The sequence below is a fragment of the Streptomyces sp. KPB2 genome (assembly GCF_003950055.1).
Lineage (GTDB): Bacteria > Actinomycetota > Actinomycetes > Streptomycetales > Streptomycetaceae > Streptomyces > Streptomyces salinarius.
The window spans coordinates 1,802,260-1,821,051 of the sequence record NZ_CP034353.1; the positions used below are offsets into that span (position 1 = coordinate 1,802,260).

Consider the following 18,792-nt stretch of genomic DNA (forward strand, 5'->3'; position numbering starts at 1 on the left):
GCAGGTGGCCACGACCGTAAAAACCGCCGGTCAGCGCCGGGGGAAGGGGACCGGAACGCACTGAACCGATTCGTAACCGGCGCTCCTAAGCTTGGGCGGGCTCCTCATTCATCACGTATCCGGAGAGGCGAGTGAGCCGTGACTGGGCCTGAGCAGGACGTCGGGGCGGAAGCAAGTACCGCGGAGCCCGGCGGGCCCCCACCGGACCCCCGGCGCTGGAAGTTACTGGCGGTCCTCGCGACCGTGCAGTTCATCATCTTCCTCGACGCGACCATCGTGAACGTCGCACTGCCCTCCATCCGCGACAGCCTTCACTTCAGTGAACAGCAACTGACCTGGGTGGTGAACGGCTATCTGCTCACGGCTGGCGGCCTGCTCCTCGTCGGCGGCAGGCTGGGCGACATGCTCGGGCGGCGCAGGATGTTCGCCGTCGGTGCGGCCCTGTTCGCGGCGGCGTCGGTCCTGGCCGCGGTGTCGGCCAACGCGGAGACCCTGCTGGTGGCCCGCTTCGTGCAGGGCACGGCCGAGGCCTGTGCCGCGCCGGCCGCGCTCGGCATGATCGCGCTGACCTTCACCGATCCGCGGGAGTCCCAGAAGGCGTTCGCGATCTGGGGCGGACTCTCCGGGCTCGGGGCGACCCTCGGTGTGGTGCTCTCCGGTGTCCTCACCGACCTGATCAGCTGGCGGTGGATCTTCTGGATCAACGTGCCGCTGGCCCTCGTTCCGCTGGTCCTGGTCTTCGTCTTCGGCAAGGAGAGCCGGATGGAGGGCAGGCGGGCGCTCGGCCCCGTGAGCGCGATCCTGGTGACCGGCGGCATGGTGGCGGCGGTCCACGGGATGCTGCAGATCGTCACGCATCCGGTGGGCAGCGCCGAGGTGCTCCTGCCGCTGTGCGGCGGGCTGATCGCCCTGGCGGTCTTCGTGGCCGTGCAGGCGAAGTCCGCGCATCCGCTGCTGCCGCTGGCCTTTCTGCGCAACCGGGTGCGGGCCGCGGGGTATGTGGGCCTGACCTTCCTGAACGCGGCGACGGCGGCGATGTTCTTCCTGCTGGTGCTCTACATGCAGAACGTGCTGGACTACAGCCCGCTCGCCAACGGCCTGGCCTGGGTTCCGTACTGCCTGACGTTCCTGCTCGGTCTTCAGGTGGCCCTCGCGACCATGCCGAAGGTGGGTGCGCGGGCGGTCATCACCATCGGGCTGACGACCGCCGCGCTGGGCATGGGGTGGCTCGCCCTCATCCCGGCCGACGGCAGTTTCTGGTCGTCGCTGCTGCCCGGCATGCTCGTCCTCGGGTTCGGCGGGGGGTACACCTTCCCCGCCACGCAGACCGCGGCGCTCTCGGGGCTGTCCATGCAGGACGCCGGGCTCGGGTCCGGGATCATCGCCACCCTCGGCCAGCTGGGCCAGGTCGTGGGCCTCACCGCCCTGGTCACCGTCTCCCTGGCGGTCACGGCGGACTCGGGCGCGTCCGGCGACGAGGCCGTCGTGGACGGGTTCGGTGTGGGCCTGGGGATCGCGGCGGTCGTCCTCCTGGCGGGCGCGCTGCTGGCCGCGGCCACGTTCGGCAGGGCGAACCGCGACGTCGCCAAGCTGGCCCGGACGTAGCGCCCCGCCCCGCCAACACGCGCGGCGGGGCTCGGGGTTGCCAGCGTTTCCCCGCCCGCGCGGGGAACCTCATCGGTAAGGTCTCACATCATGAATTCTCCCCATGTGGTGTTCTACCGGAGCATGAACCTCGGCCACGCCGGCAGCCCGGACCGGGCGACGCTCGAGGGCGCGCTGTCCGCCGCGGGGGCCCGCGGGGTCAAGTCGTTCCAGACGAACGGCACGGTGCTGTTCGACGCGGACGACCCGCTGGGCGTGGTCGCCGAGGCCGCCAAGACCCTGGAATCGGCGGCCGGTTACACCGAGCCCGCGCTGGTCCGGGGCCTCGACCTGCTGGTCGACGTGCTCGCCGGCGACCCGTTCGACGGCCACGAGGACGGCCGCACGTACCGCAAGACCTTCACGTTCTTCGACGGCGGGCGGCCCGTCGAGCTGAAGCTGCCGTGGACGAACACCAAGGACGACGTCGACATCGTCGAACTGCGCGAGGGCCTGGCGCTGAGCCTCATCCGCAAGGAGAAGTCGAACGCGGGCAGCCCGACCGCGGAGATCGAGCGCATGTTCGGCGTACCGGCCACCACCCGCACGCTGGGCACGATCGAGCGGCTGGTGAAGGCCGCGGGCCGGGGCTGACGTTCGGACCGGGCGCGTGCGACGGGGCGTCCTAGGCCGCGTCCGGCCAGGCGTCCACCACCTGCCGGGCCTGGCCCGGGTGCAGCCGCGGGTCGCACAGCGGCTCCGGGGCGCCGGCGGGCCAGGGCGACTCGGCCGCGTGCGACACGCACTCGGCCACCGGGTCCGCGGTGACCTCCAGGTGCAGTCCGCCGGGCGTGCCCCGCTCGGCGGTGACCGCCGCGTGGAAGCCGCGCACCTCGCTCATCAGTGAGCCGACCACCCGGATCTTCCGGCCGCCCGGGCCGCGCAGGGTGTTGCCGTGCATCGGGTCGCACAGCCAGACGACGGGGTGGCCGGCCCGGCGCACCGCCGCGACCAGGCCCGGCAGCAGACTGTCGACGCGCCCGGCTCCCAGCCGCGCGATAAGGGTGAGCCGGCCGGGTTCGCGGTCGGGGTCCAGCCGCTCGCACAGACCGGCGAGTTCGGCCGCGGTCATGGCCGGACCGACCTTGACGGCGACGGGGTTGACCACCCGGGACAGCAGTTCCACGTGCGCGCCGTCGAGTTGCCGGGTGCGCTCGCCGATCCACGGCCAGTGCGTGGAGGTGAGGACGAGCCCCTCGGGCTCCCGCCGCAGCAGCGGCATCTCGTAGTCGAGGACGAGTGCCTCGTGGCTGGTCCACACCCGTGGGCGCACCCCCGCGAGCACGTCGGCCACGGTGGCCGCCGCCCGGTAGCCGACGAGCATGCGGTACGGGTCCGGCCGCCGGGCCCCGGCCTCGAAGGCCGGGTCGTTGACCAGGTGGCCGCGGAAGACGGGCAGTTCGCGTCCGTCGCGGACCTCGACGGGCTCCGAACGGGGCTTGGCGTACTGGCCACCGATGCGGCCGACCGTGACGACCGGGCGCCCGGCCCGGGCGGCGAAAGCGTCGCCGAGCGAGTGCAGCAGTTCGCCGGTGCGGGCCGTGCGTTCGGCCGTCGCCCGGTCGGGGATCTCCGCGCAGTCGCCGCCCTGCAGCACCCGCAGCCGGCCCGCGGCCGCCCCGGCGAGCAGGGCGCGCAGGGCCGTCGCGTCGGAGCCGCTCACCAGGCCCGGCGCACCGGCCAGTTCACCGGTCACGGCCGCCACCGCGCCCGGATCCGGCCAGTCGGGCTGCTGCCGGGCCGGCCGGGCGCGCACGGCGCGGATCACGGCGTCCGTGGCCGGGGGCCCCGGGGCGGTGAAGTCACTGCGGACAAGGCTCATGAAGGGGTCCTAGGCGTCGGGGACTCGGTCCACCGCAGGGGCGCCGGTCCGCAGGGCCGCGGCGAGCAGGCCGCGGATGAGGCGTGGCCCGTGCTCGGTGAGCACCGATTCCGGGTGGAACTGCACCGAGGCGAAGGCGGGTCCGCGCAGGGCGTGCACCTCACCGGTCGCCTCGTCCCGGCCGATCTCGACCGGTCCGGTGCCCGGCCCCGCGGTCGTGCGCGAGACCGGGGACCAGGCGGAGAAGGTGTTGTAGAAGCCGACGTCGGCCGGCTCGCCGAACAGGTCGATACGGCGCCTGACCCCTTGGTTGGGCTCCGGCCGGCACCGCACGTCGAGGCCGATGAGCCGGCAGAGCACCTGGTGGGACAGGCAGACCGCCAGCAGGGGCTTGCGCAGGGCGAGCAGCTCGCCGACCAGCGTGTGCAGCCGGGCGATCCTCGGTTCCTCCAGTCGCCCCGGGTCGCCCGGGCCCGGGCCGGCGACGACGAGGTCGTGACCGCCGTGGTCGGGAACGTCCCGCCAGGAGGTCACCGTGACCGTCAGGCCGAGCGCCCGCAGCTGGTGGGCGAGCATCGCGGTGAAGGTGTCCTCACCGTCGACCACCAGCGCCCGCAGGCCGGTGAGCTCGGGCACCGCCCAGTGCGTGCGGGGCGACGGCGAGAGCCAGAACCGCGCCAGGCCCTCGTTGCGTGCGCGCAGCAGGCGCCGTACCCGCGGGTCCCGGGCCGGGTCGGGCCCGGCACCGGTGCGGACGGCGGCCGTGCGCTGCCCACCGCGCAGGGCGGAGAGGAACCCGGCGGCCTTGGCGTGGGTCTCGGCCACCTCGCTCACGGGGTCGGAGTGCCGGACGAGCGTGGCGCCGACGCCGAGCCGCAGCCGGGCGTCCGGTGTCAGTTCCGCCGTACGGATCAGGATCGTCGAGTCCATCGTCACCGCGCCGGCACAGTCGCGGCCGATGAGCGCGGCCACTCCGCTGTAGTAGCCCCGGCCCACCGTCTCGTGCCGGGTCAGCACGGTGCAGGCGTTCTGGACCGGGCTGCCGGTGACGGTCGGTGCCAGCAGCGTCCGGCGGAGGATTTCGTGCGCGGGCAGCGCGGTGCGGCCCCGGACGAAGTACTCGGTGTGCGCGAGGTGGCGCATCCGCCGCAGGTACGGCCCGTCCACGTGCGGCCGCTCGTGGCAGATGCCCGCCATCATCTTCAGTTCCTCGTCGACCACCATGTACAGCTCCTCGACCTCCTTGCGGTCCGCGAGGAACCCGAGGAGGCCGTCCACGGTGGGCCCGCCCGCCGGATAGCGGTAGGTGCCGCTGATCGGGTTCATCACGGCCTCGCCGGCGCCGAGGCCGACGTGCCGCTCCGGGGTCGCCCCGACGAAGGTCCGCCGCCCGGTGTGCACGAGGAACGTCCAGTGTGCTCCGGTCTCGCCCGTCAGCAGCCGGCGGAACAGGGTCAACTCGGCCGTCACCGAGGGGTCCCGCAGCCGGGCGGACCAGCTGCGTGCGATGACGAAGTTCGACCCGGCCCCGGTACCGATCTCGCGTGCCAGGACGTCGCGCACGATCTCGGCGTAGCGGTCGTCGCCGAGGTCGAACCCGGCCGCTTCGAACGGCACGTCGGTGTCCCGGGTCGCCCGCAGGAAGGCGTCGAGCCCCAGGACCGACCGCTGCTCGATCCGCATGGCCAGCAGCGGTGCCCCGTCGTCGACGCAGGCGTAGCCCCGCTCGGCGACCTGCCGGAACGGCACGAGGGCCAGCACGGCGGGGCCGGCGGCCGGGGCCCCGGCGTGGTCCACCGGCAGTTCCGCGAGGCGCGACAGCTCGGCCACCGGCCCGCGGAACAGCTCCAGTACGCCGGGCGCCGTCATGCCCGGCCGGTGGACCAGTGCGAACGGCCCACCGTCGTACAGGCGGCCCAGCGGCCCGCCCGGCTTCCTCTCGTCCAGCCGGCCCACGGCTCCCCCTTCCGCACCGCCCCGACGGTGTGGGCTCAGGTCCGCCGCCGGACGGACACCTCGAGGTTCTCGGGCATGAAGAAGCCCCCCTCGGCGACCGACAGGACGTAGTCCGGCGGCACCTCCACGTCGAACGAGCGCACGGTCTCGGCCAGCGCCAGGGTGGCGGCGTGCAGGGCGAACTGACGGCCGATGCAGGCACGGGGTCCCGTGCCGAAGGGCTTGTACAGGTGGGGCTCCCGGGCCCGGACGCGTTCGGGCAGGAACCTGTCCGGGTCGAAGGCGTCCACGTCCTCGCCCCAGGCCGGGTCCCGGTGCAGGCCGCCGGTGAGCAGCGCGGCCCAGCCGCCGCGCCTGACCTCGTACCGCCCGCCGATGACGGTGTCCTCCTTGGCGACCCGCAGGAACGCGGGGGTGGGTGACCAGAGCCGCAGCGTCTCGTCCACGGCCCGGCGCAGGGTGCGCAGCCGGTAGACGCTCTCGAAGTCGATCTCGGCGTCCCCGACGGTCTGCTCGATCTCCGCCCGCACCGCGCTCAGGACACCCGGGTTGCGGGACAGGAAGTACAGGCAGAAGGTGATCAGCGACGCCGTGGTGCCGTATCCGGCGACCATGAACGTCGTCACCTGGTAGCGCATGTTCTCGTCGGGCAGCCGTTTGCCGGTGACCTCGTCGCGGGCGTGCATCATCATGCCGAGCAGGTCGGTGTCCGTGCTCGTGCCGGACCGGCGGCGGGTGTCGATGACGTCGTCGACGGTGCCGTTCATGGTCGTCACCCAGGAGCGGAATTCCGCCTCGCGTTCCTGCTGGAGCTGGGGCGGCAGCACCGAGTAGGCGAGCGCGTTCACCATGGAGCTGACGTAGGGGTGGTTCTTCCCGCCGCCCTCGAAGGAGCCGAAGTCGAAGCCGAAGCCCGCCTGCCCGATCATGTCCAGCGCCAGGGAGACGGAACTCTCGCCGAGGTCGACCGGCCCGTCGCCCGCGGTCTTGGTCCAGTGGTCGACGAGCCTGCCGACGGAGCCCGCCATCTTCGGGTGGTAGCGCATGAGCGCCTCACGGCTGAACGCCGGCAGGAGGATGCGGTGGGCCAGCGCCCAGTTCTCCTCGTCGTTGTAGGCGGTGAACAGTCCGTCCCCGGTGACCGGCCGGAACGCCTCGATGCCGAAGCCGGTGTACTTCTCGAAGCGGGTGTCGTCGAAGAGGTCTTTGGCGAGGTCGGCGCCGGTGACGACCACCATGCCGAAGCCGGGGGCCTGGGTCTCGAAGATCGGGCCCAGTTCCCTCGACCACTGGAACATCCGCTGCATCGGCCGTACGAAGTCGGAGTTCTCCATGTCCAGGGTGTCGGGCTTGCGTCCCGCCGGGTGGGGGATCGCGTCGAGCCCCGGCCACTGTTCCTTCAGGTGCGCCACGTTCGCTTCCCTTTCTGTCGTGACGGGTGGTGCGGAGGGTTCCGACTCGTTCATGCGGACCGGGGTGCCGGGAGCGCGACCGGCCGGCGGTCGCGCTCGCCGGCGTACTCGTCGGCCAGCAGGTCCGCCCCGGTGAGTTCCCGGTGCTCTCGGAGCACCCGGGCCAGGCGTGCCATCCGGATCACCATGCGGCGCAGCATCTCCATGCCCTCCTCGTCGCCGAGGACCTCGCCCTTCTCGTTGCCGAACAGCACGCTCGGGAAGCCGTGGCCGGGCACGATCATGCGGTTGAGCAGCACGTTGTTCAGCAGGTGGTTGTGCGTCTCGACGTGGGAGTAGCGGCGTCCGGTCACCAGGACCCCGCCCACCTTGTTGGTCAGCACGCGGTCGAAGCGCAGATGGCCGGTGCCGGAGCGCTCGATGAAGGTGGGCATCGTGGGCGCGGACCCGAATCCGTGCACCGAGGTGGCGTAGATGAGGGCGTCCGCGGCGGCCATGCGGTCGATCAGCGGCCGCAGGCCGTCGTCGAGGGCGCAGGGCCGGGTGCGGAAGTTGCAGTCGCCGCACGGTCCGCACGGCGACAGCCGCAGGTCCCACAGGCGTACGACCTCCAGGTCCGCCTGCTGTCCGGCCAGGATCTCCTCGACCCGGCGCAGTGCGTGCACGATGTTGCCGTCGGGGCGTTCGGAGCCGTTCAGGGCGAGGAACTTGAGCCGGCCCGGGCCGGTGCCGGTGCCGGTGCCGGGCTGCGTGGTGTACGTCATCGGGCCGCCCGCCCGTCGCGGCGGGAGGCGGGCCGGAACCGGACGGGAAGCCTGCTCAGCCGGTGCACGGTGAAGCTGGGCTCCCAGGTCAGTTCCTTCTCCGGAACGGCCAGTTCGAGGTCGGCCAGCCGGTCGACGGTGACCCGCAGGGCGATCTCGCCCTCCAGCCGGGCCAGGGGCGCCCCCAGACAGAAGTGGGTGGAGTGCCCGAAGCTGAGGTGCGGGTTGACGGTCCGGCGGACGTCGAAGTGGGCCGGGCACTCGACCACGCGCTCGTCGTGGTTGGCCGAGGGCAGGCAGATCGCGACGTGGTCGCCCTTGGGGATGCGCACGCCGGCCAGGGTGAGGTCCTCGGCGGCGAAGCGGTAGGTGATGCCCGAGACCGCGCTGTCGTAGCGCAGCATCTCCTCCAGCGCGCGCAGCGTCCCGTCCCGCGATCCGTCCTCGCGGAAGATCCGCAGCTGTTCGGGGTGGCGCAGCAGTGCCAGGAGCCCGTTGGCGAGGAGGTTGACGGTGGTCTCGAAGCCCGCGGACAGGAAGAGGAAGGCGTTGGAGCGGGCCTCCCGCTCGGTCATCCGGCCCGCGTCCACGGCCTGGGCCATCGTCGTCATGACGTCGTCGCGCGGCTCGGCCCGCCGGCTCGCGAGCAGCTCGCCGGCGAACGTGTCGAACCAGGCCCCGGCCGCGGCGATGTCGCTGCCGTTGGCCGAGGTGTTCACCCCGGTGATGACGGCGGCCCGGGCCTCGAAGTCGGCGCGCCTGTCCTCCTCCACGCCCAGTACCTCGCTGATGACGGCGATCGGGAAGGGCAGCGCGAAGGCCGGGACGAAGTCCGCCTCGCCGGCCTCGACGAAGGCATCGACGAGACCGTGGGCGAGGTCCGTCATCCACGGCCGCAGCTTCTCCACCCGGCCGCGGTTGAAGGCGTCCTTGACGCTCTCCTTCATCCTGCCGTGGTCGGGCTGGTCGGCGAAGAGCAGATGCCGGCTCAGCGGGAAGTCGCTGTTGGCGAGGGTGAGGTAGGGCGTCAGGGCCTCGTTGGCGGCCGACGCGCTGCGCACCAGTCCCGGGTGCGAGAGGGCCTGGCGCATCTCGGCGTTTCCCAGCACCAGCCAGGCCGGCATCCCGTCGGGCAGCAGGATCGGCACGCAGCCGTGGCGCCGGCCGACCTTGCTTTCCAGGGCGTCGACGTCGCTGAAGTCCTCGATGGTGAGGGGTACGGCCTCGCTGACGGTCATGCGCTCTCAGCTCCTTCGCTCGCCGGGACGCCCACTGTGCGGGCGGGCGGTTATCCCGCCTCCTCGGCCGCGGCCGCGCGCATAACCACGGCTGAACCCGCCGGTGCCAGCCTCGGCCGTCCACGACGACGAGCCCGGCGACGGGTGACTGAGGGCAGGGGTTCACCAGATGGCCACGGATGAGAAGGAACAGCTCCTCGACGAGACGGCCGGCGACCGGCCCAGCGCGTGCCGCATCTACGGCAGTCTGATCGGCGGTGACACCGTCCTGGACGTCGATCAGGGCGCGTTGGCCCGTCTGCTCACGATCAATCCGGGTACGCCGACGGTGGCCCGCGAGAACCGCCAGTTCATGCTGCGCGCCGCGCGGACGCTCGCCGCGCGGTACGGGGTGGAGCAGTTCCTCGACCTGGGGTGCGCGTTCCCCACCGAGGACTCGCCCAACCTGCACGAGGTGGTGAGGGCCGAGCAGCCCGGCGCCCGGGTCGTCTACGTCGACGTGGAGGACGAGGCCGTGGCCGCCTGGCGGGACCGTCTGGACGGCGAGAAGGACGTGGCGGCCGTACGGGGTGCCGTGCAGGACCCGGAGGGGGTCCTCGGGGACCCCCGGGTGCGTGCCGTCCTGGACTTCACGCGGCCCGTCGCCCTGGTCCTGACCGGGGTGTTCCCCTTCGTCTCCGACGCGGACGACCCGTGGGCGCTGCTCGGCCGGTTCCGGGACGCCACCTGCCCGGGCAGCTACCTGGTGCTGTCCCATGCGCTGACCTCCGAGGACTGGCCGCAGGGCGCCGAAGAGGTGCTGCGGCTGTACCGGGAGGAGATCCAGCCGATGTACCCGCGTCCGGAGCGGGAGGTCCTGCGCTTCTTCGAGGGCTACGACCTCCTGGAGCCCGGCGTCGTCTCGACACCCGCCTGGCGGCCCGACGAGCCGGTCGCCCCGGAACTCGTCGCCTTCAAGCGCGCCGTGGCGGGGGTGGGCCGGCGGCTCTGACCGCCACGACACCGCACGAGCGGCGAACACCCCGATGCCCCGGCGCCCCGAACGGCCGCCGGGGCACCGCCCGTTCAACGCCCGCCGGGCACCCGTTCCGCCTCCCCGTCGCACAGCGAAACGACCAGCCGCACAGGCGCGCCCCGTCCGGCCCACGCCGCACGAGCGACGAACACGCGGACACCCCGGCGACCCGAACAGCCCCCGGGGCACCGCCCGTTCAGCGCCCGCCGAGCATCCGTCCCGCCTCCCCGTCCCTCAGCGAAACGACCAGCCGCACAGGCACGGCCCCATCCGGCCCACGCCGCACGAGCGACGAACACGCGGACACCCCGGTGGCCCGAACAGCCGCCGGGGCTCCGCCCGTTCAGCGTTCGCCGGGCACCCGGCGTTCGCCGAGCATCCGTTCCGCCTCCGTGTCGCTGAGCGAGGCGACGAGCCGCACGAGCGCGTCGCGTTCGGCGGCCGCGGTCTCCAGCAGCCGGCCCACCCCGCGCGGGGTGGCGTCCGCGAACAGCTCGTCCATGTCGATCTCCAGCCCGAGTTCGTCCCTGGCCAGTGCCACGGTCCGGGCGGCCGTCAGGGAGTGCCCGCCGATCTCGAACAGGTTGTCCGTCACCCCGACCGGTTGCCGGCCCGTCATGCGGGACCACACCGAGCGGACCCACTCCTCGTGCCGGGACACCCCGGAGCCGCCGGGCGCCGTGGCACCCGCCTCCCGCTCTCCCCCGGCCGCGCCGCCCACCAGTTCGGCGACGCGTCGCCGGTCGGTCTTGCCGCTCGTGGTCAGCGGCACGGCGTCGGCCCGTCCGACGAGCGAGGGAACCATGTGCTCGGGCAGCAGCCCGGGAAGCAGTTCGCGCACCGCCGCGACCGCTTCCTCGCCGCCCACCACCAGGAGCCGGAGGGCACCGTCCGCGACGGCCGCCACGGCGTCCGTGACGCCCGGCGCCCGGCGTGCGGCCGCCTCGACGTCGCCGAGTTCGACCCGGTGCCCGCGCACCTTGACCTGGTCGTCGGTCCGCCCGAGGAACTCGAACCTGCCGTCGGGGCGCCGGCGCGCGAGGTCGCCGGTGCGGTAGGCGGGCCCGGCCTGGGACGCGAAGAAGCTCTTCGCCGTGGCCTCGGGCCGCCCCACGTACCCGTCCGCGAGCGCCGGTCCGCCCAGGCACAGCTCCCCGACGACGCCCGGCTCCAGCGGGCGCAGGGTCTCCGGGTCGGCGACCCAGGCGGCGTAGCCGGGCAGCGGTGCTCCGATCAGCGGCTCCCCGCCGGCCGCGGTGTCCTCGGCGCGCACCCTCTCGCGCAGCGCCCAGACCGTCGCCTCGGTGGGTCCGTAGAGGTTGACCAGCTCGCCACCGCGGTCCGCCAGTTCGCCCGCCAGGTCGGCGGGCAGCCGTTCACCGCCGCACAGCACGCGCGGCACCCGGTCCCGACGGCTCCAGCCGGCCGCCATGAGGACCTTCATGGTGGACGGCGTGCCGTGCACCACGTCCACGGCTCCCTCCCGGATCAGCCGCACCGCGCGGCCGACACCGCGGACACCGGACCCGCCGGCCAGGACGACGGTGGCCCCGGCGGTCAGGGGCAGCAGCAGTTCGTACAGCGAGATGTCGAAGGTGGTGGCCGTCATGGCGAGGACCCGGTCCGCCGGGCGGACGAGATCCTCGTCGGTCATGGCCGCGACGAACGTGGCCAGGGCACGGTGGCTCACCCGCACGCCCTTGGGCCGGCCCGTGGAGCCGGAGGTGAACATCAGGTACGCGCTCTCGCAGGCACGTCGTACGAACGGTGCGGCCGGGTCCGTCCCGCCGTGGAGCGGCACCGGGCCGTCGCCGTCCGGTCCGGGGGGCCCGCCGGGGTCCGCGGGATCGCCCAGGAGCACCGCGTCCCGCCCGGGGGCGTCGCGCACCGTGAGGCGGGCGTCGGCGTCGCCGAGGATCATGGCCAGGCGCTCGGCAGGCAGCCCGGGGTCGACCGGGAGGTAGACGCAGCCCGCCTTGAAGGCGGCGAGCATCGCGACCGGCACGAGCGCGGAGTGCTCCAGCAGACAGGCCACGACGTCCCCGGGTCGGGTGCGGGCGGCCAGGTAGGCCGCCAGCACGTCCGAACGGGCGTCGACGGTCCGGTAGTCGAGTTGTCCGTCCGGGGCCCGCAGCGCCACCCGGTCCGGCCCGGCGGCCACGGCCGCGTCGAAGCCCGCGAGCACGGCCGGCGGCCGCCGCCTGCCCGGTGCGACCGACACGGAGGCGCCGTCGTACGGCACGGCGGGGGAACCGATCGGCTCCTCGCCGTCCGTCACGGCGCCGACCAGCTCGGCGAACGCGCGGGCCAGCCGCTCGACGCCGGGGCGGGACCGTTCGGCCGTGGCGAAGTCGAACCGGGCCCGGACGGAGGGGCCCCAGGGCGACACCGTCACCTGGAGGCCGACCCTGGCCGTGCCGTTGTGCAGCCCGTGGACCCGCCAGCCGAGCCGGTCGTCGACCGCGGTGACCTCGTCGGTGACGAAGGGGTCCATGGTGACCAGCACGTCGTACAGGGGATTGCGGCCGGGTGAGCGCGGCACGTCGAGGGCGCGGACGAGCGAGGCGAAGGGCACCTCGTACGGGGCGCGTCCGCAGGCGGGTCCGTCGACCAGTGACCGCACCACCTCGCGCACCGTGCGGTTCGGCTCGGCGCGGACGCGGACGGGTACCGAGTCGGCGAACGGGCCCACGCACTCCAGCTGCGAGACGGTGGACCGCCCGGTCACCGAGAGGCCGTACACGGCGTCGGCCGGGCCGGAGTGCCGTGCCACGACCGCGGCGAGGCAGGCCAGGACCGCGGCGGCCTCCCCCGCCCCCTCGGCCTGCGCGACGGCCCGCAGCCGCTCCCACCCGGCTGCCGGCAGATCGACGGTGACGTGGTCGCCCCGGTGGCGGTCGGACGCCGTTCGCGGCCGCCGGTCGGCGGGCAGCCGGGCCGGTGGCCGGCCGTCGAGGTGGCCGCGCCACCAGGCGCGGGCCTCTTCGCCGACCTCGCCGTCGGCGGCCCGGGCGGCCAGCGCGCGGAACGCGGGCGTGTGCGGGCCTTCGGGCACCGAGCGCTCGCGGTAGGCGGCCGCGACCATGCCGACGATCGCCGCCATCGACATGCCGTCGACGACCGCGTGATGCCCGATCAGCACCAGCAGGTCGGCCTCGGACCCCGCGGACCGCAGCAGGGCCGCGGTGAACAGGCCGCCGCGCTCCAGCCGCAGCGGCTCACGGGCCAGTTCTCGCGCGCGTTCCCACACCCGGGCGGTGTGCTCCACCCGCACCCGCACCGGCGGCGTCCCGGCCACCACGGACCGCAGGGCGCCCCGGCCGTCGGCCTCGAAGCGGCTGCGCAGCACCGGCAGCCGTCCGGCCACCGCCTCCACCGCCGCGGCCAGCGCCGACTCGTCGTAGTCGCCCAGCAGTTCCAGTGCGAAGGGCACGGCGTAGGGGCTGGGCCCGTCGCCGACGGTCTGGTCGACGTAGAACTGGGCGCTCTGCCCCACCGAGGCCGGTACGGGTCCCCCCGGGTCGCGGAGGTCCTCGGCGGGCGGTCCGGCGACGGTGCCGACGCGTCGTCCGCGCTCTTCGCGGCTCAGCGCCGCCCACCGGTCCAGGCTCATCGGGCCCGTCCTTCCCGGGAGACGTCGGCGGCGAGCCGCTCCCGTATCACCCCGGCCAAGTCGTCCGGGCGGTGCTTGCAGAAGTAGTGCTCCCCGCCCTCGATGACCGAGAGGGTCACCCCGGTGCCGTACCTGCCCCAGTCGGTGTAGCGCTGTTCGTAGCCGGGGGTGGCGGGATCCTCGCTGCCGACGACGCAGTGCACGGGCGCCCGGACCGGCTCGATCCCGGTGCCGTGCTCCTCGCTGTACATCGTGATCATCTCGGCCAGGTCGTGCCGCACCACCCGGAGCATCCTCATCAGGTCGCTGTCGTCGAGCACGCCGCTCAGACCGCCGAGTCCCCGGATGTGGCCGAGGAGCAGGTCGTCGTCCGCCTCGCGCACCAGCCGCATCGATTCCGCGGGGTCCTGGTCGGGCAGGGCGGCGCCGACGAAGAGCGCCCGGACCTCGACGCCCCGGGCCTCGCAGGCGCGCGCCAGCCGGACGGCCGCCGCGCAGCCCGCGCACTGTCCGTAGACGACCACGGGGCCGGTGAACCGCTCGGCGATCTCGTCCGCGCAGCGCCGGGCCACCTCCCGGATGCTCTGGGGGTCCTCGCGGTCGGCGAGGTCGTGGCCGGGCAGGTTGACGGCCCAGACGTCGAAGCCGGCGCCCAGCGTGTCGGCGAGTGCCTGGTAGACCACGGCGTTCCCGCCTCCGTGCGGCAGGCAGACGACGGGGACCGGCTGCTCGTCCCGGCTCGGCGGGTGCTCGGCGGATGCCGACAGGTGCAGCAGCAGTCCGGTCCCGCTGCCGGCCTCCCCTCCGCGGTCGATGTGGTCCGCGAGGGCGGCCACCGTCGGGTGCCTGAAGACCGCCGACGCGGGCAGGTCGCCCGCCACGAGCCGTGCCGCGCGCACCGCCTTGAAGGAGTCGCCGCCCAGTTCGAAGAAGTCGTCGTTCCGGCCGAGGGCGGTGGCCCCGAGCACCTGGGCCCAGGCCTCGGCGACCCGGCGCTCGGTGGGCGTGGCGGGCGGCTCGGAGCGGGGTCCGGTGTCGGTGGGGGCCGCTTCCCGCGCGGCCAGGGCCCTGCGGTCGACCTTGCCGTTCGGTGACAGCGGGAACGCGTCCAGCACCTGGATCCTCGCGGGCACCATGAACGCCGGCAGTACCTTCTTCAGGCCGTCGCGCAGCGCCGCGGTGTCCACTTCGCGGTCGCTCGTCACCCAGGCGACGAGTTCCTTGCCGCCGCCGGGGGCCGCGGCGGCCACCACGGCGACGCCGGTGAGGTCGCCGGTCCCGTGCAGCGCGGACTCGACGTCGCCGGGCTCGATGCGCAGCCCGTGGATCTTGATCATGTCGTCGTCGCGGCCCAGGAGTTCGAGCTGGCCGTCGGGCCGCCACTTGGCGATGTCGCCGGTGCGGTAGCGCCGTTCGCCCAGGACGTGCACGAACCGCTCGGCGGTCAGTTCGGGCTTGCGGTGGTATCCGGCCGCGAGCCCGGCGCCGCCGAGCAGCAGGTGGCCGGGCACGCCGATGGGGCTCGGCCGGCCGTCGTCGTCGACCACGACCGCCGTCTGGTTCGCCATCGGCCTGCCGTAGGGGATGGACTTCCAGCCCGGGTCCACGCTCGCGCAGGAGTAGAACGTGGAGTGGATGGACGCCTCCGTGGCGCCGCCCAGCACGGTGAACTCGCTGTCGGGGAACAGGGAGTACCAGCGGGCGGGCGCGCCGAGCGGTACCCAGTCGCCGCCGAGCACGGCGACGCGCAGCGGCGGTGCCTCCTGCGTCGAGCCGCTCTCCAGGTGGCCCAGGAACAGCTCCAGCAGCGCGGGCGCCGAGTTCCACACGGTCACCGCGTGGCGCGTGGCCATCTCCTCCCAGTGCGCCGGGTCGCGGGCCAGTTCGTGGTCGACGACGACGGCGGCGCCGCCGAAGCAGGGTACGCCGAGCAGTTCGAAGACCGACATGTCGAAGCTCGGCGACGACACCGTCAGGACTCGGTCGTCCGGTCCCAGGCCCAGCCGCTCGGCCAGGTCCGCGAGGTTGTTGAGGATGCCGCCGTGGCGGATGACGACGCCCTTGGGCCGGCCGGTCGAGCCGGACGTGAAGATGACGTACGCCGGGTCGTCCGGGCCCACCTCCGGCAGGGTGACGTCGGCGTCCCGTCCCTCGGCCGTCAGCGTGGGCACGTCGAGTCCGGTGTCGTCGACGAGCAGCGCGAGGTCCGCCTCCGAGGAGATGAGGGCGACCCGTTCGGCGGGGTAGTGCGGGTCGATCGGCACGAACGCGGCTCCGGCCGCCATGGTGCCGAGGACGGCGGCCAGGTAGTGCGCGCCGGGCTGCAGGCGTACGCCGACCGTGTCGCCGCGTCCGACGCCGCGCCGCACCAGTGCCCGGGCGACCCGGTCCGCCTGCTCGGACACCTCGCGGAAGGACCGGCGCGCGCCCGTGACGTCGACGAGGGCGAGCGCGTCGGGCGTGGCCCGGGTCGCGCGTGCGAACAGCCCGTGCAGGCTGCCGGGCAGGTCGAACTGCCTGTCGGTGTCGTTGTGCCGGGCCAGTTCGGCCGCCTCGGCGTCCGACATGACCGGCAACTCCCGCACCGTGCGCTCGGGTTCCCGCACGGCGGCGGCCAGGCAGGTTTCGTAGGCGTCGAGCATGCGGGCGGCGGTGGAGCGGTCGAACAGCTCCGCGTCGTACTGGAAGTGGAGCCGGGTGCCGTCGGGCCGGTTGCGGACGCTGACGAGGAGGTCGTACTTGGCGGTGCCGGAGAGGAAGTCGTCGTCGAGCGCGACGTCCAGGCCGGTCAGGCGCAGTGCGCTGTCGGGGGTGTTGTCCTGCTGGAACAGCACGGGGGTGACCGACCGGCCGGTCCCGTCGCGGGTGCCTTCGAGGGCGTCGACCACCAGCTCGAAGGGGATGTCCGCGTGCGGCCGGGCGCCGAGCACCGCGGCCTTCACGGAGGCGACGACGTCGGCGAAGGTGTCGTCGGCGCGCACCTCGGTCCGCAGCACGTTGGTGTTGACGAAGAAGCCGATCACCCCGGCCAGGTCCTCCGACTCGCGCCCGGCCGCCGTCGTGCCGACGGCGAGGTCGTCGTGGCGCTGGTAGGCGCGCATCACCACGAGGAAGGCGGCGAGTACGACCATGAAGGGCGAGGCCGCGCACCGCGCCGCGCAGGCCCGCACCCGGCGCGCCACCTCGGGCTCCACCCAGCGGGCCACCTCGCCGCCGAGCTGCGCCGGTTCGGCGGGGCGCGGCCGGTCGGTGGGGAGCGTCAGGGGGCGCAGGTCCTTCAGCGTCTCGCGCCAGTAGGCCAGCCCGGCCTGGAAGCCGCCGTCGCGCTCGCGGGCGGCCTGCTCGCGGGCGTACTCGGCGTAGGTGCGGCCGGGGGCGGGCAACCGGACGGGCGTCTGGGACGTGTTCGCCTCGTACACGGCGGCGAGTTCGCGGACGAAGACGCCCATGGACCACTGGTCGCAGGCTATGTGGTGGATGGTCAGCAGCAGGAGCCACCGCTCGCTGTCGGTCCGGACGAGCGCGGCGCGGAACACCGGGCCGCGTGCGAGGTCGAAGGGCCTGGCCGCCTCCGCGTGGACCAGCCGCTGGGCCGCGTCGTCGCGGAGGTGGTCGGCCAGGCCGGTGACCGAGTGCCGGGACAGCACGTCGGACGGCACGGGCTCGACGCGCTGGCGCAGCTCGCCGTCGGCCTCGTGGTACGTGGTCCGCAGGATCTCGTGGCGCTCCAGCAGGGTCGTCAGGGCGTCGGTCAGCGCCGGCACGTCCAGCGGTCCGGCGATGCGGTACAGGATCGGCACCGTGAACGCCGGGCCCGGCGCCAGCTTGTGCACGAGCCACATCCGCCGCTGGGCGTGGCCGGCCGGTGCCCGGTCCGTCGGCGGCGCGTCCGGCTCGGTGCCGGGGCCGGGCCGCCGGCCCCCGGTCATCGACTCCAACAGGCGGCGCTGTGCCGCGGACAGCTGCGGCAACTGATCGTCGACGTGTGTCACATGGGCCTCCCACCGTGGCTTTGCGCGCCAAGCTAGGAGCGGGGGGTTATGAGCTTCCGTGCGGCGCCCCCCGGTGCGTAACTCCTCCCTAACCGCCGCGGACGACGATGCCGTGCGAGGTGGAGCCATGGAGACGTACGACGTTGTGGTGGTGGGCGCGCGGTGCGGCGGGGCTCCGGCGGCCCGGCTGCTCGCCGGGCAGGGCCTGCGGGTGCTGCTCCTCGACCGGGGAGCACGGGGTTCCGACAAGCTGTCGACCCTGTACGTCCATCAGCCGGGCGTGGCGTTCCTGCGCGCGTGGGGAGTACTGGACGAGGTCCGTGCGACGGGCGCGCCGCCCATCACCGGACTCACCTACCGGGTGCGGGACGTGGTGCTGCGCGCTCCGGGGCCCGAGGTGGGCGGCGGCAACGAGGCGTACGCTCCGCGCCGGGGAGACCTCGACGCCATCCTGGGCCGGGCCGCCGAGGCGGCGGGAGTGGACGTCGTGCACGAGGCCTCCGTCACCGAGCTGGTCCACGAGCGGGGGCGCCCGGTCGGCCTGCGCTACCGCAAGGCGGGTCGCTGGCACGAGGTCCGGGCGGACCTGGTCGTGGGCGCCGACGGGCTGCGCTCGACGGTGGCGGGGCTGGTCCCGGCGGAGTCCTATGCCGTGCATCCGAAGCTGAGCTGCTGTGTGTACGGCTACTGGGCCGGTCTGGACGCGGGGTTCGAGCAGCACCAGGGGGACGGCCTCTGGGTCGGCGTCATCCCCACCGCGGGCGCGCACGTCGTCGCCTGCTACTTCCGCCAGTCCGAGTTCGCGCGGGTGCGCGTCGACGTGGCGGGCGCCCACGACCGGTGCCTGCGCGCCGCGGCCCCTTCGGTGGCCGAGCGGCTCGCCGGCGCGGAACGGATCGGGCGGCTGATCGGCATGGGCGACCAGCAGAACTACTTCCGGACCGCGAGCGGCCCCGGTTGGGCGCTGGTCGGGGACGCGGGACACCACAAGGACTCGCTGACGGCGCGCGGCATCACGGACGCCTTCGTCCAGGCGGACCTGCTGGCCCGGGCCGTGGCGGAGGCGGGCTCCCTGCGGCCGGCGCGCCTCGACGCCCAGCTCGCCGCGTACGCCCGCGAGCGCGACCGCCGCATGATGCCGTTCTACCGCTCCACGCTCGCGGTGGCGCGGCTGGACGTGGAGGCCGAACGGCTGGCGGAACTGCGGCGCATCGCCGCTTCCCCGGAGCTGTGCGCCCGGTACGGCGCGGCGGTCGCGGGCGTCCTGACTCCCGAGGAGTACCGGCTGCACGACGCGGCGCTGGCGCCGTGACCACACCCGACCACAGGAGGAGCG

General features: G+C 74.0%; 11 protein-coding genes. 4 read left to right on the forward strand and 7 right to left on the reverse strand.

Annotated elements, in window-relative coordinates; all coding sequences use genetic code 11:
• Positions 1-138: 138 nt before the first annotated feature.
• Positions 139-1,605 (forward strand): MFS transporter, encoded by a 1,467-nt coding sequence (locus tag D1J63_RS07790; RefSeq protein ID WP_125628319.1) that lies wholly within the window; start codon positions 139-141, stop codon positions 1,603-1,605.
• A 90-nt stretch (positions 1,606-1,695) separates the two neighbouring features.
• A complete protein-coding gene (locus tag D1J63_RS07795) occupies positions 1,696-2,238 on the forward strand; it encodes a DUF1697 domain-containing protein (RefSeq protein ID WP_125628320.1) in 543 nt (180 codons plus the stop codon).
• A 31-nt stretch (positions 2,239-2,269) separates the two neighbouring features.
• On the opposite strand, the gene D1J63_RS07800 is transcribed toward D1J63_RS07795, so the two are convergent.
• The 5 genes from D1J63_RS07800 to D1J63_RS07820 are packed head-to-tail and all read right to left on the reverse strand — an operon-like array spanning position 2,270 to position 8,836.
• Positions 2,270-3,466, reverse strand: coding sequence for a 3-deoxy-7-phosphoheptulonate synthase (locus D1J63_RS07800; protein WP_125628321.1), 1,197 nt, complete (start codon positions 3,464-3,466; stop codon positions 2,270-2,272).
• 9 nt (positions 3,467-3,475) lie between these two features.
• Entirely contained in the window at positions 3,476-5,422 is a 1,947-nt protein-coding gene (locus tag D1J63_RS07805; protein WP_276323105.1) for an anthranilate synthase family protein, read from the reverse strand.
• Positions 5,423-5,457: 35 nt separating this feature from the next.
• Positions 5,458-6,834, reverse strand: coding sequence for a cytochrome P450 (locus D1J63_RS07810; protein WP_164712759.1), 1,377 nt, complete (start codon positions 6,832-6,834; stop codon positions 5,458-5,460).
• 50 nt (positions 6,835-6,884) lie between these two features.
• Positions 6,885-7,598 (reverse strand): flavodoxin family protein, encoded by a 714-nt coding sequence (locus tag D1J63_RS07815; protein WP_125628323.1) that lies wholly within the window; start codon positions 7,596-7,598, stop codon positions 6,885-6,887.
• The gene (locus D1J63_RS07820; protein WP_125628324.1) at positions 7,595-8,836 is read right to left on the reverse strand and encodes a cytochrome P450; all 1,242 of its coding nucleotides are present in this window, start codon (positions 8,834-8,836) and stop codon (positions 7,595-7,597) included. The genes D1J63_RS07815 and D1J63_RS07820 overlap by 4 nt, the downstream gene beginning before the upstream one ends.
• A 169-nt stretch (positions 8,837-9,005) precedes the next feature.
• Between D1J63_RS07820 and D1J63_RS07825 the strand changes: the two genes are divergently transcribed.
• Entirely contained in the window at positions 9,006-9,827 is an 822-nt protein-coding gene (locus tag D1J63_RS07825) for an SAM-dependent methyltransferase (protein ID WP_125628325.1), read from the forward strand.
• Positions 9,828-10,194: 367 nt separating this feature from the next.
• On the opposite strand, the gene D1J63_RS07830 is transcribed toward D1J63_RS07825, so the two are convergent.
• A complete protein-coding gene (locus D1J63_RS07830) occupies positions 10,195-13,464 on the reverse strand; it encodes a non-ribosomal peptide synthetase (protein WP_125628326.1) in 3,270 nt (1,089 codons plus the stop codon).
• Positions 13,461-17,456 (reverse strand): non-ribosomal peptide synthetase, encoded by a 3,996-nt coding sequence (locus tag D1J63_RS07835; RefSeq protein ID WP_164712760.1) that lies wholly within the window; start codon positions 17,454-17,456, stop codon positions 13,461-13,463. The genes D1J63_RS07830 and D1J63_RS07835 overlap by 4 nt, the downstream gene beginning before the upstream one ends.
• Before the next feature lie 127 nt (positions 17,457-17,583).
• On the opposite strand from D1J63_RS07835, the gene D1J63_RS07840 reads away from it, so the two are divergent.
• Positions 17,584-18,768 carry an NAD(P)/FAD-dependent oxidoreductase gene (locus D1J63_RS07840; RefSeq protein WP_125628328.1) on the forward strand — a complete coding sequence of 395 codons (1,185 nt, stop codon included), beginning with the start codon at positions 17,584-17,586 and terminating at the stop codon, positions 18,766-18,768.
• The last annotated feature ends 24 nt before the right edge of the window (positions 18,769-18,792 follow it).